The organism is Trichocoleus sp. DQ-U1 (genome assembly GCF_039961925.1).
Taxonomy (GTDB): Bacteria; Cyanobacteriota; Cyanobacteriia; order Cyanobacteriales; family FACHB-T130; genus FACHB-T130.
Genome location: NZ_JAMPKB010000001.1, coordinates 1 through 16,002, shown reverse-complemented (window position 1 = coordinate 16,002; position 16,002 = coordinate 1). Strand labels below are relative to the sequence as shown.

12 protein-coding genes are annotated in these 16,002 nt (G+C 45.2%); 6 read left to right on the top strand and 6 right to left on the bottom strand.

Annotation, left to right across the window (positions count from 1 at the left end; genetic code table 11):
• Positions 1-46: 46 nt before the first annotated feature.
• Positions 47-1,246 carry an FAD-dependent monooxygenase gene (locus NDI34_RS00060; RefSeq protein ID WP_348231477.1) on the bottom strand — a complete coding sequence of 400 codons (1,200 nt, stop codon included), beginning with the start codon at positions 1,244-1,246 and terminating at the stop codon, positions 47-49.
• A 220-nt stretch (positions 1,247-1,466) separates the two neighbouring features.
• Between NDI34_RS00060 and NDI34_RS00055 the strand changes: the two genes are divergently transcribed.
• The 5 genes from NDI34_RS00055 to NDI34_RS00035 all read left to right on the top strand — a co-directional run bounded on the left by NDI34_RS00055 (position 1,467) and on the right by NDI34_RS00035 (position 6,634).
• Positions 1,467-2,363 (top strand): pirin family protein, encoded by an 897-nt coding sequence (locus NDI34_RS00055; protein WP_348231476.1) that lies wholly within the window; start codon positions 1,467-1,469, stop codon positions 2,361-2,363.
• 189 nt (positions 2,364-2,552) lie between these two features.
• Positions 2,553-3,917, top strand: coding sequence for an aminotransferase class V-fold PLP-dependent enzyme (locus NDI34_RS00050; RefSeq protein WP_348231586.1), 1,365 nt, complete (start codon positions 2,553-2,555; stop codon positions 3,915-3,917).
• A 52-nt stretch (positions 3,918-3,969) separates the two neighbouring features.
• On the top strand, positions 3,970-4,293 hold the full coding sequence (locus NDI34_RS00045) for a XisI protein (RefSeq protein WP_348231585.1): 324 nt from the start codon (positions 3,970-3,972) through the stop codon (positions 4,291-4,293).
• 69 nt (positions 4,294-4,362) lie between these two features.
• The gene (locus tag NDI34_RS00040) at positions 4,363-5,559 is read left to right on the top strand and encodes a hypothetical protein (RefSeq protein ID WP_348231475.1); all 1,197 of its coding nucleotides are present in this window, start codon (positions 4,363-4,365) and stop codon (positions 5,557-5,559) included.
• Between the two features lie 22 nt (positions 5,560-5,581).
• On the top strand, positions 5,582-6,634 hold the full coding sequence (locus NDI34_RS00035) for a hypothetical protein (RefSeq protein WP_348231474.1): 1,053 nt from the start codon (positions 5,582-5,584) through the stop codon (positions 6,632-6,634).
• A gap of 79 nt (positions 6,635-6,713) precedes the next feature.
• On the opposite strand, the gene NDI34_RS00030 is transcribed toward NDI34_RS00035, so the two are convergent.
• The 3 genes from NDI34_RS00030 to NDI34_RS00020 form a co-directional block, all read right to left on the bottom strand.
• Positions 6,714-7,334: a DNA-3-methyladenine glycosylase gene (locus NDI34_RS00030; protein WP_348231473.1), complete on the bottom strand. Its 621-nt coding sequence runs from the start codon at positions 7,332-7,334 to the stop codon at positions 6,714-6,716.
• A 23-nt stretch (positions 7,335-7,357) separates the two neighbouring features.
• Positions 7,358-9,253 carry a potassium transporter TrkA gene (locus NDI34_RS00025; RefSeq protein ID WP_348231472.1) on the bottom strand — a complete coding sequence of 632 codons (1,896 nt, stop codon included), beginning with the start codon at positions 9,251-9,253 and terminating at the stop codon, positions 7,358-7,360.
• Positions 9,254-9,761: 508 nt separating this feature from the next.
• On the bottom strand, positions 9,762-10,115 hold the full coding sequence (locus tag NDI34_RS00020; protein ID WP_190985803.1) for a DOPA 4,5-dioxygenase family protein: 354 nt from the start codon (positions 10,113-10,115) through the stop codon (positions 9,762-9,764).
• Positions 10,116-10,650: 535 nt separating this feature from the next.
• On the opposite strand from NDI34_RS00020, the gene katG reads away from it, so the two are divergent.
• A complete protein-coding gene (gene katG, locus NDI34_RS00015) occupies positions 10,651-12,879 on the top strand; it encodes a catalase/peroxidase HPI (RefSeq protein ID WP_348231471.1) in 2,229 nt (742 codons plus the stop codon).
• A gap of 417 nt (positions 12,880-13,296) precedes the next feature.
• Here the strand turns inward: katG and NDI34_RS00010 are convergent, their stop codons facing one another.
• Positions 13,297-14,439 (bottom strand): restriction endonuclease, encoded by a 1,143-nt coding sequence (locus NDI34_RS00010; RefSeq protein ID WP_348231469.1) that lies wholly within the window; start codon positions 14,437-14,439, stop codon positions 13,297-13,299.
• Between the two features lie 170 nt (positions 14,440-14,609).
• Entirely contained in the window at positions 14,610-15,830 is a 1,221-nt protein-coding gene (locus tag NDI34_RS00005; RefSeq protein ID WP_348231468.1) for a hypothetical protein, read from the bottom strand.
• Positions 15,831-16,002 lie beyond the last annotated feature (172 nt).

The following is a 16,002-nucleotide window of genomic DNA, read 5'->3' as shown; positions in this document are numbered from 1 at the left end:
GCTCTACTGGTATTGCAAACATGACGACAGGAGTTTACCCCCTAGTTCACACCGTTAACTGTATCTGCGTTACCCCTTGGCGCAACTGGCGCTGCCTTTGTAACCAAGAGTGGCGCACGCCCTTGCCCAGCAGGGGTGCTAGCTGACTCACCGCCCATCGCAGCAGTGCGCTTTTACGCAGTAGCTCAGCCTGAGCAGCTTCCTGACTTTGAAGCTGCTGCGCTTGAATAATCTCTGGCTCCCGCTCAGCTTGAATCTGTGGTAATACCGCATCAATTGCCGCATCTGTTGCTCCCTCACGCAACAGGGGAACTAGATGATTTGCTGCAACGATCGCATCCCGCAGAGCCATATTGATGCCTTGGGCGCGAATCGGTGACATCGGGTGAACAGCATCGCCCAACAGCAGTAACCCTGGTGCATACCAGCGCGGACAACGCCCGACGACAACGGATAACAGAACAGGCCGTTCAATACTTTCTGTGTGAGTCCGGATATGCTCGGCTAACCAGGGGGGCGATGCTTCTGCCAAAATATCAGGCCAATCGGCTTGCTTCCAGTCCATTGGGGCATCTTCATGGAGTGCCCAGCCTATCTGAAGATTCCCCTCGGAAGAGCGAAACAGCCCAAATGCATTGCGATCGCGCACAATCGAATAAAATACGTTCTCGGATTCCAAGCGATCGCTATCAGCCAATTTAAACCAAAGAATATCAAAGCTTCCGGACTGTTGTTCTAGAGGCAAGTTAGCTCGCTGCCGAACAACAGAATTCCGACCATCTGCCCCTATGACTAGATTCGCAGAAATAGAGCGCTCGTCACCCAGCTTCACGCCCGAAACCCGTTGCTCGCTCCACAGCAAATCTTGCACAGGACTGCCGGGGATAAACTCAAAATTGGGATAAGTGTTTGCCTTGTCAATTACTGCTTCCAGGAAAGCTGGCTGTGAAACGAGGGTGCAGGGCTTACCACCCGGTTCGATTGGCTCATCAACTCGAAACAGAAACCGATTCTCAATCAGAACTTCCCAAGCATCTAAAGGTCGATGAGGGATGCTCTCTAGCACAGACGACAATCCCATCTGCTCTAGAGCATCTAGCCCACTGGGCATCAGTCCCTCACCGCGAAAAACTCTCCGGAAGTTACGGGAGGATTCAATCAGTTTGACGGCGATGCCACGTTTGACGAGAAGCAGTGCAAGCGTTGCACCAGCAGGTCCTGCCCCGACAATTACAACCTGAGTCATCACTTTAAAACTGCTTTGAATGACTTCAGAATACCAAAGTTATCTGTGCCATCTAACTCCTAGTAATAGCGTGGCATAACCCATTTGAGGTAAGTAGCTCCAGGCTGTAGAGAAGATGCAATCAACAATCTGTATCCCTAATCAGAAGGAAGAAGCTGATATAGCTCTAAGATTAGAAAATTAATCAGGCGTTGGTCAGAATTACGGGGTAATCTTTGCTATGTCCAACAGCATTGGTGATGTTCTTGAACCCGAAGTTAAAGATTTGGGCGGATTTGAGGCGAGGCGCATCTTGCCTCACGCAACTCGGCAGATGGTTGGACCATTCATCTTTTTCGACCATCTCGGCCCAGCTACCTTTGCACCGGGTCAAGGAATGGATGTGCGACCGCATCCGCATATCAATTTAGCAACACTGACTTACTTGTTTGAAGGGGTGCTACTCCATAGCGATAGTCTCAAGGTTGTTCAAGAAATTCATCCCGGAGCAGTGAACTGGATGACTGCGGGTCGTGGCATTGTCCATTCGGAGCGAACGCCCAATGCGGTTCGGAGTCGCGAAAGACGGCTACATGGTATCCAGACGTGGCTCGCACTTCCTTCGGAACAGGAGGAGACCGAACCTTGGTTTCGTCACTACCCAGCGACTGACATCCCCGCTTGGCAAGATGGGGGTGTCGAAATCACACTGATTGCAGGGCAGGCGTATGGTCGCACATCACCCGTTCAAACGTTCTCGCCGATGATTTACCTTGATGTACAACTGCCGAGTGGAACCCAGTTCACGCTGCCTCCGGACTATAGTGAGCAAGCTGTCTACAGCGTTACAAACGGTCTGAGCATAGATGGCGAACCGCTGGAGCCACAACGAATGATTGTACTGAATCCCAATCAGACTGTGAGCATTAGTGCGAAAGCTGACGCTCGTTGCATTGTGGTGGGTGGTGAACCTGTCGGTGAGCGACATAAGTGGTGGAATTTTGTTTCTAGCCGCCTCGATCGCATTGAGCAAGCGAAAGCGGACTGGAAGAACGGACGGTTTGAGCAGGTTCCACACGAAACCGAGTTTATCCCGCTGCCTGAAGAACCCCTCTCGCGATCCGAACAACCTCTCTAAGAGACTACCTCAAACTTGTTTTAACGCTGTTCAGCCCTACCTGTTTAAAATTATCTTCCTTAGGTACAGGAGCTTATTCCTATTGAGGCGCGGCGGCAGCTTGTTGCATCCAAAAATCATTCCAGCAGCGCTATGCTCGCTTATGCGGGATTGTTTAGTCCCGTGCAGGGAAGGAAGAAGGAAGAAGATATGCGAAAACTCTTGGAAACAACGGCTCAATTCGCGATTCGCTATCTTGAAGGCTTAGACGCTCGTCAAGTTGCGCCAACGGCGGAAGCGATCGCTAATCTCATCGAGTTTGATGAACCCCTCCCCAATGAACCTGTCGAACCTGAACTTGTCTTGCAACTACTCGATCGAGTTGGCTCACCCGCATCAATGGCACAGGCAGGCTCCCGCTTCTTCGGGTTTGTTACGGGTGGTTCCCTGCCTGCCGCCTTGGCAGCTAACTGGCTAGCTGCCGCGTGGGATCAAAATTGTGGACTCTATCGCATCACTCCAGCCACAGCCTTACTAGAACAGGTAGCTCTGCGCTGGCTCCTCGACGTACTGCATCTTCCCGCCGACTGCGGTGGTGCCTTCGTTACGGGAGCAACCGTTGCTAACTTTACCGCATTAGCCGCTGCCCGCCACACGGTACTCGAACGAGAGGGTTGGAATGTAGAAGCAGACGGGTTGTTTGGTGCGCCACCGATTACGGTTGCCGTCAGCGAGGAAGCACACCCAAGCTTGTTGAAAGCTCTGGGATTGCTGGGATTAGGTCGAAGCCGAGTCGTGAAAGTCCCCGTTGATGGACAGGGGCGGATGCGTTCGGATGCCATTCCCACCCTGACTCGTCCGGCGATTATCTGTACCCAAGTGGGAAATGTGAATACAGGCGCGTGCGATCCAGTTGGAGCGATTTGCGAGTATGCAAAGAAAGTGGGAGCCTGGGTGCATGTAGACGGCGCATTCGGACTCTGGGCAGCGGCAGCACCATCGTTGGCGCACCTCACCGCAGGTATGGAAGAGGCAGATTCTTGGGCGACAGATGCTCACAAGTGGTTGAACGTGCCGTATGATAGTGGGTTGGCGTTTGTTCGCGATGCTAATGCGTTGCAAGCGGCAATGGCGATTACTGCGGAGTATTTACCCACCGTCAGCGATCAGCGCAACCCGTCAGACTATACTCCTGAATTATCGAGGCGTGCGCGTGGCGTTGAAGTGTGGGCAGCACTGCGATCGCTCGGTCGTTCGGGTTTGGCAGATTTAATTGAGCGTACCTGTCGCCATGCTAGACACTTTGCCAAAGAGTTAAAAGCTGCGGGTTATCCCATTCTCAACGATGTGGTGTTGAATCAAGTCTTAGTGTCCTTTGGGGATGCAGAAACGACTCATCGGGTTATTACGGATATTCAAGCCGAGGGGACTTGTTGGTGTGGCAGTACGGTTTGGCAAGGGCAGACGGCGATGCGAATTAGTGTTTCGTCTTGGGCAACAACGGATGCTGATGTAGAAAAAAGTTTGGCAGCTATGCTGCGAGTAGCTGGGAAATACTGTTCTCCTGAATTTTAGGATGAGCGATCGCTTGATGATTAAAGATGGTAAAGGCGGTAGAGGTGAAGGGATGGATACCACCACGCGAGAGCGGGACATTGTAAAGCAGGTGATTCAACGATACGCTCAGTTCAAACCTTCTCACGGCGATATTCGACTCGACACGGTATTTGACGACACGCAAAACCGCTATGCACTGATGCAAGTGGGTTGGGATAGAGGACGACGGGTGAGGGGAAATTTGATTTATGTGACTTTAAGTGAGGGTAAGGTGTGGGTGGAATATGACGGGATGGAACAGGGAATCACTAAAGACTTAATCGCCGCAGGGATTTCGCCAGAACGAATTGTTCTTGCATTTCTCCCTGAAGAGCAAACTGCTGCGACTGCCTAAACTCAAACTCTGACGAGCTAGCGATCGCACTGCTGCCTACTTGCGATACAAAGTCAACCTAGCCAATAGTTGCTTGAAGTAGAAAAGGAAATCTTAATGATAAGAGATATTGACATATTAAAAGATGAAAGAGTTAACTGCTACTCCGTTATAGTCCAGTTGAGTGTGGCAGAGTATCTAGACATGGTAAGGAATACCTTTGAGAACAGGGGAGGGTTAGAAGGACAAAGAGATACTCTAAAAGCAACAACAGCTATCCGTATTCGCAACAGAATGGTTAAAGATGTAGAAGCAGGAGCAGTACTACCACCAATTGTACTAGGAGTGATTGTTCCGGAAGAAACTTTCTTAACGCTAGGAACTTTAAACAGAGATTTTTTATTAAAGCGGATTGTAGAAGTTCCTAATGAAAATATATCCATCATTGATGGAATGCAAAGAACCACAGCACTATTTGAAGCAGTGAAAAATTCAGATATAAAAAACAACAAAATTCGTATAGAATACTGGATTGCTTCTCAAGTCAATAGCCTGACCTATCGGATGTTGGTCTTAAATACGGGTCAAGTTCCGTGGAATTTAAGGAGGCAAATTGAAATAGTTTTTAGGTCAAACGTTAAAGAATTGAAAGAAAAATTTCCTTCTATAGAAATTATGGAAATAAATGAGGAAAGGCGACGTTCAAATCCTGGTCAATTTCAAGCTGATAATGTCATTGAACTATTTTTAGTTTTTGGCGCTAGAAAGGAAAAAATTGATTTGCAGGAGAAACTAGCTGACGAATTTACTAGATTAGACTTTATAGAGTCAACAGCTAACTCCAACTTTACAAACATTTTTTATGAAGTAATGGACTATTTGGCTAAGTTTGATAAAGCTATAGCTGTGTATAAAGGCGAAAATTTAGAAGGATATTTTAAGGAGGGCAAAGACTTATTTAGCAGTCAACCCGCTTGTGTTGGTTTTGTGACAGCTATAGCTTTATCAGTACTAGGCAGACCTGGTTTTGATTATGACTCAGCAAAACAAAATGGACAATGGAATCAAATTAAAGAACATGCTAATAAGCTGCTACAAAAGCTATCAACACTAAATAATCAAGAGATGGGAAATTTCTTAGATTTTCAAACTTTAAATGAATTAATTCGTAAAAAACCAGGTAAGTCCAGCTATTTTGAAAGAGAATTCTTTCTAGAAGCTTTTAAGGTTTTGATTGATGAGAACTTTGAATTGAATAATATGACCCCGTGTTGGAGAGCTTACTGATAGGCGGCTTATGTCTAGAAATATGATAACCACTAATCAATACATATTCGCTGTATTAGCTGATTTTGTTCAAACAAGCAACATTGGGGTTCCTATTTCTGATAAAAATCAACGATATATTGGAACCGACACCGAAGAAAAAGAATGGTTGAAAAACTTAAAGATTTTAGTTGAGCAGCCAATTTTACCGAACTTCAAAACAGCAGCTTTTGAATTTGAGAGTAACAAATACTTTGTTGCGATTGGTTGGCATACTCATAAAATTAGTGACGAATTACTTCAAATTATAGAACTTAATGCAGGTATATTTACGGCTTTAGTATCTGAACTGAAAGTTATTGTTAATCAGAATGCAAGTCCCTATGATATTGCCAATGAAATTTTTTATGAGTCTGAGCAGGAAAAAATTAAGTATGGTTTTTCTCAAGTAGCTAAGTTTTTTGAACCAATTTATGTATATCAAATTCAAGATAATTCTCCTTTTATCAACCAAGATGATATAGATATCATAAGTTTATCAGGTTTTTATGCTATTAAAAATAGGCAAATTATTTCCTTAAATTTTTCGGGATCTACACTCAGTAGATTTGAAAAGCTTTTTATTGAAGGTTCTAAAAACATACCTTGCGAAAATTTATTATTAAGCTTGGTTTCTGTTTCTTGGAAATATACATTCCTCGATATCTATAGATGTATAGAAAGATTATTTTGTATATCAGCTTTAGAAGATTTTCACAAAAACCTAAAAATAGGAGATTCGCTACTGAAGTTTTCTGCCGATATTGAAAACTATATAGGCTGGAGACCAAAAGAAAATGAATCACTTAATAAACTAATTGAAAATTCACCAGAGGAAGCTATCCACTTATTTCGCGAGGTCAAGGTATCTATTGACGGTCAAGAAGAGGGAAAATATGGAGAATTAATTTATAGAGTTCGTAATTCTATTGTTCATTTTAGGCCTGCGAATGAAGGAATTAAACTAGATGACGAAAATTGGGATAAGCTAATAAATTCATCTTTATTGGTTATTGATTACTGGTATAACAAATATGATAAACAATTGAAAATATGAATTATGTCCTTCGCACACTCTGAATGTAGAGAATGAACGGTAAGAGCGATCGCATCTTCCCCCCTTTTCGCAGCAGTCTTCAAACTGGCTTTAGCTCCAGACTACGCCACAAGTACCACGAAGCAATACTGCAATAGGGCTTCCACTTTTGTCCGAAACGTTCTGTAGTCTTGCCGTCGGGAAGTGCCTCAAGATTGTAGAGATTCCGAATGCCTGCACGTATACCCAAGTCATCCACAGGCAAAACATCCCAGCGCTTGAGACGGAAAATCAGAAGCATCTGCACAGTCCATCGTCCGACGCCTTTGATCGGCGTCAGAGTCTTGATAATCGCCTCATCATCCATGACTTCTAACTCTTCAAGCGTGGGCAATCCGTCGCTCGCGTGACGTGCCAAATCTTTGATGTAAGAGATTTTGGGGCGTGAGATCCCCACACTGCGAAGGACTTCATCCGGCGTGTTGAGAACATCTTGCGCTGAAGGAAACTGAGTGTCCGGGTAAAGCTGGAGAAACCTTTGGTGGATGACTTTAGCCACCTTAGTGGAAAGCTGTTGGTGGAGAATTGACCGGGATAAGCAAAAGAACAAGTCTCCTTCCAGTTCGTACTGATTCAGTTGACACGCACCAATTTGGTCAATGAGTCGTCCCAGGATAGGGTCGGAATCCTTAAGATAGTCAATCGCGATCGCGTACATCAATACAAAAAGATTGAAACTGAAATTTAGTTTTCTGCTAATAGAACGATCGTATCTTGCGGGGCAAACGTAATCAGTTGATCTTTTTTGGGATTGATCGTCACCCCATAAGCTCTACCTGAATTATTAGCATCCGCTTTACAACGATAGCCAATTGCCGATTCACCACGTTGCTTGGCGGCTTCAACAACTGTGTAAAAATTAACGGGATGATCGAGCGCAACATACTCACCGACAGGCTTAAGATAAATTTCTGAGCCTTCAGGACTAAAGAGATCGGCAAACACAGCATTGAGGCTTTTCTGTTCGGAAACTTGAGCCAGCAGCCGACTAACAATTTGCTCACTGATGACAAAATCATCCGGGCGAGCCACTTGTGCCAAGGCTTGATTTCGCAAATCTAAAATTTCCGTGACAACCTGAAAATTGCACTTATAGCGATCGGCAATATCCCGCAGATAAAGCAATGTAATCAAGATTTGAGCATCCGCTTGCTCTGGTTCTAAGTCAGTATTGCAGAGTACGAGAACATGGTTGTATTTAGTTAAGTCGAGGCTTTCTAATACCTGACGCTCAGTAGGATTTCCCTGAGAATACCGCACAGTTTGTTGTTGTAAGTTGAGCGATTCAGTTGATACGACCTCAGCTTCTGGAAACTCAGCAACGACTGTAACGGTGGAGCCGGGAGCAACGTAACGATCGAGTAGTTGAATAATGGTAGAAATGCGGTTATTCCATCCCAAAATTAAGGTGTTTTCTGCGGCAGCGATCGCATTTTTCTCTTTAACTTGAATCGCTTGACGATCGATAGGGATATTAGATAGTTGAGACAGATGAATGGTACTGTCATCTTCGCTAATCAAAACAAGTTGTTCGTTGGGTTGTAACGACCTGTCGATCGGTGGATTAAGCTGGATCGTCCCATCAGCGTGTTTAATTCCCAGTACCGCAGAATCGTTGTAGGCTAAAAGCGCATCGCCGTAGGTTTTTCCTTGTAAAGTTGGTTCTGCTTTGATATAAATTTCATTCCCACTAAAGTCAAGTAGCTCCATGTAAACCGTTGATAAGCCTGATTGACGACAGGTTTGCACGACGATCCGCGAGATGAGATCGTTAGTCAGTAAAACCTCTATGTCGTTGCGTCCGATTAGACTAACAACGTCGGAACTCCTGGGGTCTTGAACTTGAGCAACGATGTGATAAGGCTGGGACACGCTGCGCGGAATACTGGTAATTGCCAGCAGAGTTTTTATGAGTTGAATATCAGCATGGGCATTGGATGAGCTTAGAATCACGATTGAGCGTGCCGTTTGGACGTTAACCATCCCTAAGTCAGTAATATTGCTCGGACTACCCGTGCGACAAACTAAGCGAATTTTGGAACGTTTACCCAAGATATTAGAAAGGGTATCTTCCATCTGTACTTTGTCCTCTTCACTGAGAATGACAATGCAAGTACCGGGTCGATTGGCATTAGCAAGGGTGAGTTCTGAGATGAGGGTAAATACTTGCAGCGACCAACCCAAAATTACAATGTGATCGGTTTCAACGACACGGGAACGTCCTTTCCGTAAGTCTTCTAGCTTCGTATCAATGCCGCTACTGAGAATGCCGATTAGGGTACTGATGATGAAGATACCGCCAAAGGTGACAAAGAGCATCGCAAACCGAAATAGCCAGCCTGTATCGCCGCCCATTGCGCCTGAGTCTAGAGTCCGCATGAAAACGCTCCAAATCGCTTCTAGAGGATGAAGGCGATCGCTTCCTTCCGGCGCAACTCCGGTGATGCTGACCAAGAACCCCATTAAAAAGATAAAGGCTAGAGAGGTCAAGGCTAATCCGCCAATCAGAGCAACAGTACCTCTAGCCATGAAATTATCGAACCCGTAGCGGACGCGCTCTGAAAGCGTAATTTTACTCATCTTGATGGAAGTTTCCTTGCTGCGATGACAAATAGTTTTAGGTGAGGGAGCGGAACTCCTAATTTTGGATGAATTTCAGGTTCCCTAGTACCTTTCGGTAATCTATATAAGTATTCCCAGATTTACTGGCACTACAGCTATTTTTTGAAAGTTTGTTACGAAGGGCTGAGCTGCGTACCTTTTTAGTAGAAGCGATCGCACGTTGCAAAGAATCAATTATTGACCGGATGAAACCCAAAAATATTATGAGGAGTTACTGTCGCTCGAAGACAAAATAGATAGCTTAGTGTACCGTCACAACTCACAAATGAAGCAAGCTAATTGCCTACAAAAACCAACTTCTAGTACACGATCAGATGCTGGGCGATCGCTTTCAGTTTAGGTACCGAACTGGGCGAGAGGTGTGAAAATGGGGCTAGCCTTCACTTTGTGAATGGGAGTGCGATCGCCCCATAACACCCTTATTAGGGGAGATAGACAACTGCGATCGCCACTAGCTGTCTCATTATTAGCTGATTCCAATCGCCCTTAGGATCTCGATATTCAGCTCTAGCTTCTCTCCCAACCACAGAGAACGATCGGTGTGGTCTCCCACATCATCGCCTGTTGAGGGGTGGACAAGAATATCCAATCCCTCACGATTGAGCATCAACCAGGGGACAACCTTGCCAAATTGCTCTGGTAAGAATGCAACTTGATACATTGCCTTTGGGTGTGGACCAATCGGTTTATCATGCCAACGTCCGAGTTGCACTTCAAACCTACCGCCCAATCCTTCACGTACACGCGCCGCCACATCACGACTGGAGGTATCGAAGTAGATATGAGCATGAAAACCCGTAATCTGGGCAGTATCTTTCATAGCGCTTAGCTCCACTTTATCTAGGCGTCAACGAATCGTAATGGTTGATATTCCTCTGTGGCAGGCAATACTTGCATCATAACTGACACTCTTGTCCGTCTAGTGCGATCGCCCCTTGCCGTAGGTTGGGTTGACAGAAGGAAACTCAACCTACGGCAAAGTTTGATCCAATTCCATAATGAACAATCAGTGCGATCGCAATGAGTACGCTGTGGTAGTAACTTAACAAACCTAATAGAGTTGCCATCTGCGCGACGCTTCGGTAACGCCTGCCGTAGGATGCAAGGGAGGGCTGTAGGGCGAATGCAGCAGCGCTGGACTACGTCCCGCTTCGCTAACGCGATCGCACTCTTGGTTTATTGGTAATTAACTAATTGTTGCAAATCACAAATTCATTGTTTCAAATCATAACGTTGATTATATTTCTCTTCGATTATTTGTTCATCGATTATTCCAGTAATTACTATGTGCTATTTGTTGGCAATACCCGCAATACATCAAAAAATCGACCCACACATCTTGATAGGAAAATAGTATGAGCAGCGGAAGCGGATGCCCATTTACGGGCGGCGGTCAGAAATCTCAGCCTCGTCATATGCCGTCGAACCGAGACTGGTGGCCGAATTATTTGAATCTGAGCATCCTCCACCAGCACACCCCCCAAGCCAATCCTATGGGTGAGGAATTCAACTACGCTGAGGAATTCAAGAGTCTTGACTTAGCTGCCTTGAGGGCAGATATCTACGAGCTGATGACCACCTCCCAGGACTGGTGGCCAGCCGACTACGGGCACTATGGGCCGCTCTTCATCCGGATGGCTTGGCACAGCGCCGGCACATATCGGATTGGCGACGGTCGCGGCGGCGCGGGTTCGGGTAGCCAGCGGTTTGAGCCGCTCAACAGTTGGCCTGACAATGCCAACCTCGACAAGGCGCGCATGTTGCTTTGGCCCATCAAGCAGAAATACGGCAAGAAAATTTCGTGGGCCGACCTGATGATCTTCGCAGGCAATTGCGCCTTGGAATCGATGGGCTTCAAAACGTTGGGCTTTGCTGGTGGGCGCGTGGATGTCTGGCAGCCAGAAGAAGACATCTACTGGGGTTCTGAGAAAGCTTGGCTCGGCAATGAGCGTTACGAAGGCGATCGCGTCCTCCTGAATCCCCTCGGCGCTGTTCAGATGGGTCTAATCTACGTCAACCCGGAAGGACCAGACGGCGAACCCGATCCTGTCGGCTCAGGGCGCGATATTCGCGAGACCTTTGCTCGGATGGCGATGAACGATGCAGAAACGGTCGCGCTCACCGCTGGTGGACATACCTTTGGCAAATGTCACGGTGCGGGCGAGGCGACGCACGTAGGTGCCGATCCTGGGGGTGCCACCATTATCGATCAGGGCCTCGGCTGGAAGAACGCCTTCAACACGGGTGTCGGTGTCGATGCGATCACCAGCGGTATCGAAGGCGCATGGACTCCCACGCCGACGCAATGGGACAATAGCTATCTTGAAACCCTGTTCAAATATGACTGGGAGCTGACGAAGAGTCCCGCTGGCGCGTGGCAATGGAAGCCAAAGGGCGACGCTGGTGCCGGTACGGTGCCCGACGCACACGATCCGTCGAAACGGCACGCCCCCATGATGACCACGGCGGACATGTCCATGAAGATGGACCCCATCTACAACCAGATTGCGAAGCGTTACCACGACAACCCGGATGAGTTCGCAGAGCAGTTTGCCAAGGCGTGGTTCAAGCTGACGCACCGCGACATGGGACCGCGATCGCGGTATCTCGGCCCGGAGGTTCCTCAGGAAGAGTTCTTGTGGCAAGATCCCATCCCCGCAGTCGATCGTGAATTGATTGATGAGCAGGACATCGCTGCCCTCAAAGCCAAGATTCTTACTTCGGGACTGTCTGTCTCCCAACTGGTTTCGACCGCTTGGGCGTCGGCGTCAACGTTCCGCTGCTCCGATATGCGCGGTGGAGCGAACGGGGGGCGTATTCGTCTCGCGCCGCAGAAGGATTGGGAAGTCAACCAGCCAGCGCTGTTGGCGACAGTGCTGCAAACCCTGGAGGGAATTCAACAGGAGTTCAACAGCTCGCAGTCTGGCGGCAAGCGGGTTTCGCTCGCTGACTTGATCGTTCTGGGCGGATGCGCGGGCATTGAGCAAGCGGCGAAAAATGCCGGTCACGACGTGACGGTTCCCTTCAAGCCGGGACGCACGGATGCGCTGCAAGAGAAAACGGATGTCGAGTCCTTCGCCATGCTTGAGCCGACTGCGGACGGGTTCCGCAACTACACTAGCGGCAAACACAGCGAATCGCTCGAAGAGCTGCTGGTTGATCGGGCGCAATTACTGAGCCTGTCAGCCCCTCAGATGACAGCTCTCCTGGGCGGTTTGCGTGTCCTGGGTGCAAACTTTGGAGGATCTAAGCACGGTGTCTTCACTGATCGGCCAGAGACGTTGACCAATGACTTCTTCGTGAACCTGCTCGACTTGGGCACGACGTGGAAGGCGACCTCTGAAGATGAGTATGAGTTCGAGGGGAGCGATCGCAAAACCGGCGACCTGAAGTGGACTGCTACCCGTGTTGACCTCATCTTCGGCTCAAACTCTCAGCTCCGAGCCTTGGCAGAAGTCTATGGATGTGTGGACTCGCAGCAGAAGTTTGTCAATGACTTTGTGGCGGCGTGGGACAAGGTGATGAACCTCGATCGCTATGACCTTCGCTCAGTCTTAGCGAAAACCTCTGCGAGGAGTTTTTAAGCCTAGTATCAGCTACGCTAACTTGCAGTAATTTTGAACGCGAGTAGAAGCCAGAGACAAAAATGAGAGCAGCGTTTCAACTTTTCTTGAAACGCCGCTCTCTGCTTTATACCTTGATGCAAAGCTGCTTAAAAACTACAATTAGGTTCTTGTTGGTGCCTAATTGTGCGATCGCTAACATGACCCAAAGCACACAGAAAATCCAATATATAAAATAGCTGTCCACAACATTATGTGCAGCTGCATGCAGAGTAAATCCAACCTCTTGATGTACGTCGCTACTTGTTCTGAAGCATAACGTTCGCAATCACCGGATACAGATAACCTTTGCAGCCAACTAACCATATTGAGATGTTCCACTGCATTGCGGTTGTTAGGCAGAAGATCATATGCACCTTAGAGAAATACCAAACAATACTAGACCTTAAACTTCTCTAGTAAGTATGGTCGTGAGTCAACTATTTTTCTGATCTTTTCAATGGGCCAGTATTCAATTCTTAGCGCAGAAGGAGATTGATTGTGTTTTTCCATAAACCTCACTGTATCAGCAGAAAAACATCCTGTTGTTGCAATGATTAATACATCCACTCTAGGTGGCTCCCATAGCTGAAGCTGATCCTTCAGATAACTTATATCTCTGACAGATAAACTCCTATCTGGCCAATGCTTACACTGTATGATTACTCTATGTCGGATTGAGCCAGAGAAACTATCCTGATAGACTCTCCATACTGAAATATCTCTACCACAGTCCGGAGCATTTGTCCGCATTAAAAATTCTGCATTCTCGTAAGTGATATCTGGAGATGAAATCACCTGGAAAATTAATCTTTCAAATTCTTCTGAGCTAAGCTCTTTCCAGCTAAATCGACTCCGATTCGCTACATGCTTAACTAGGCTTCTAAGTTCACTGATACTTTCCCCATCTAAAGAAGCTATGTCTCTCAATCGAAAGAAACTCCTTAAGATACCTTGCCTTACACTTGGCCAGTCGTGATATACAATATCATCCAAATCATGAATTTCACCAAAAGCAAGGTGTCGATTTAGATCTGTCCATCTCTGAGGCTGAGATATACCCTTTCCGAAACATATTTCAATATCCGAAACTTTCTCTTTTAATTTAGGAAGACTGGAATCCTCAACTTTTTGAGAACTAGGTAAATTTTTCCCAAGATAGATATCTTGCAATCTAGCTAATAGGTCTTCAATTTCCTCAAGTATATCTAGCAGCAATGATGGCGTAATCTCCATCCTTTTTGTGTAAATTCTTGAACTATATTCTTCTAGAATGCTTTGTACAGCATCTAACTGCTGATTAAGATTCAAAGTCAAATTATTCGAATTAGCTTCAAGAGAAGAAAAGCTTGGCGTATAGTTTCCTATGATTGGTAAAAGAGCAGCCTCTTTGAGGCATCTATTTTTAGTTTCTTCAATGTCAATATATTTATTTTCTGCTATCAGTTTCTTTGCCTGACTGATAAATTCTTGAATTTCCGAAACTTTTTTTTCGGCAGAATTAAGAATTAGTAAATCATCCTTGATTGATTTGGTGTTCATTCTCTCAAATGAAGTACTGTGCAAGAGAATACTAAGTTTAGCAGCATCAAAACTAAAGTCAAAGAGCTATTCTGCCTAACGTTCGTATTTAGCGGCGGCGAGTAGCTTTTGCATCTCCACCGAGATATTGATACCGTCCGCTGCAATACGGTTGTTAGCTATACATTAAACTAAAAGTCTCTTAGCTCAAGCTCTATCCTAAACATAGCTGCCAACGAAATAGTTAGCTTATTGCAGAGATGTAAGTATCGGCTAAATGGCATTTCTCTTTGCATCCCTGTACCTCCGCTTTTATAGAAAACCTTTTCTCCATCACGCCATATCGAAGCGTGATGTGAACCGTTTCGCAAGGTGCTATCTAAACCTTCTGTAAATACAGCAAATGGTTTGATATTAATAAAAGGATTTGCTTTTTTCTCTTTACTAACATCCTTAATATATTTATTGAGAGTCATACTTTCAAATTGATCATATGCTCTTTCAGCATGAATATTATTTAAGCAAGCAAATATAACAAAACAACTTGTCAAAGCTTCATAGACTTGACCGTAATAGAGCTTGACATCTTCAAAACACTTTGAGCCAACTATTTTATCATCTACTTCCTCATCTCCGATTCTTGCATGGACGACAACTTGGCTTAGCTGAGTATAAATTTTGAAGTAGTCAGAAAAAGTTAGGAGGTACTGTGTTAAATGCTGTTGCTTAATATTCCCTAAGTAAAAGCTTAAGAACTTTTGAAATTCATTAGGGCTATTCTTTTTAATAGCAACAATAAAATCAAGTGCAGGTTCAGAAACTGCGCCAAATCTTGGATAAAAAAGACTATCAAAAAAATTTAATGCGACATCTTTTACGGAGAAAACCTGAGTCTCAGGTATATAAACTTTTCGTTGCTCTTCATATTGTCTAATCAGTTTATTGATGATTTTTGTCTTTCCCTTATTGTTTTCCAACAGTAGTAAGTTTTTAACAGTACTCCACACATTATTTGCACTTGGAATGTTGAACTGACGTTCAATATCTTGAAATCTGCTATGAGGAAGCCAACGAAGATGCTCCGTTATTTTTGATACGTATAGCATTGATGGAAAAGCAAAACGATTGTGAATTTCATCTTGATCGAATGCAAAAAAGGGATGAAGGTTAATAATAATACCGTCTTCTTCAGAATGATTAATGGATGTAACAGTTTTGTCCAAAAATATTACATTCTCTACTCCTTCAAACTGTGCATTGGGAGGATCTAAAACTCTTATAGCAATTGAAATTGGTAAACTGCATGATTTACAGTCAAAGCTATGAACTTGATATTTTTCATAGCCAACTCCAACTCTCAAAAAATATTTTTCTCCACAAGTTTTACAGCAAATGTAATCAGTTCTAATCATTTTTATTATATGTATATAAGTGCTTATGTAAAATAAATTACACATAATAAAAAGTAGAATAAGCTAAAACAAAAGTCAAGAAAACAAGAGACTTATGAGATTTATTAGAGATTTAAGCCGAGAAACTCAAAGGATTCTCAAAAGAATTTATAAAGAAAGTAGACATCATCAA

Coding starts and splice junctions, on each gene's coding strand:
- NDI34_RS00060 (WP_348231477.1), bottom strand. CDS start 1,246: ATGACTCAGGTTGTAATTGTCGGGGCAGGACCTGCTGGTGCAACGCTT.
- NDI34_RS00055 (WP_348231476.1), top strand. CDS start 1,467: ATGTCCAACAGCATTGGTGATGTTCTTGAACCCGAAGTTAAAGATTTG.
- NDI34_RS00050 (WP_348231586.1), top strand. CDS start 2,553: ATGCGAAAACTCTTGGAAACAACGGCTCAATTCGCGATTCGCTATCTT.
- NDI34_RS00045 (WP_348231585.1), top strand. CDS start 3,970: ATGGATACCACCACGCGAGAGCGGGACATTGTAAAGCAGGTGATTCAA.
- NDI34_RS00035 (WP_348231474.1), top strand. CDS start 5,582: ATGATAACCACTAATCAATACATATTCGCTGTATTAGCTGATTTTGTT.
- NDI34_RS00025 (WP_348231472.1), bottom strand. CDS start 9,253: ATGAGTAAAATTACGCTTTCAGAGCGCGTCCGCTACGGGTTCGATAAT.
- NDI34_RS00020 (WP_190985803.1), bottom strand. CDS start 10,115: ATGAAAGATACTGCCCAGATTACGGGTTTTCATGCTCATATCTACTTC.
- katG (WP_348231471.1), top strand. CDS start 10,651: ATGAGCAGCGGAAGCGGATGCCCATTTACGGGCGGCGGTCAGAAATCT.
- NDI34_RS00010 (WP_348231469.1), bottom strand. CDS start 14,439: ATGAACACCAAATCAATCAAGGATGATTTACTAATTCTTAATTCTGCC.
- NDI34_RS00005 (WP_348231468.1), bottom strand. CDS start 15,830: ATGATTAGAACTGATTACATTTGCTGTAAAACTTGTGGAGAAAAATAT.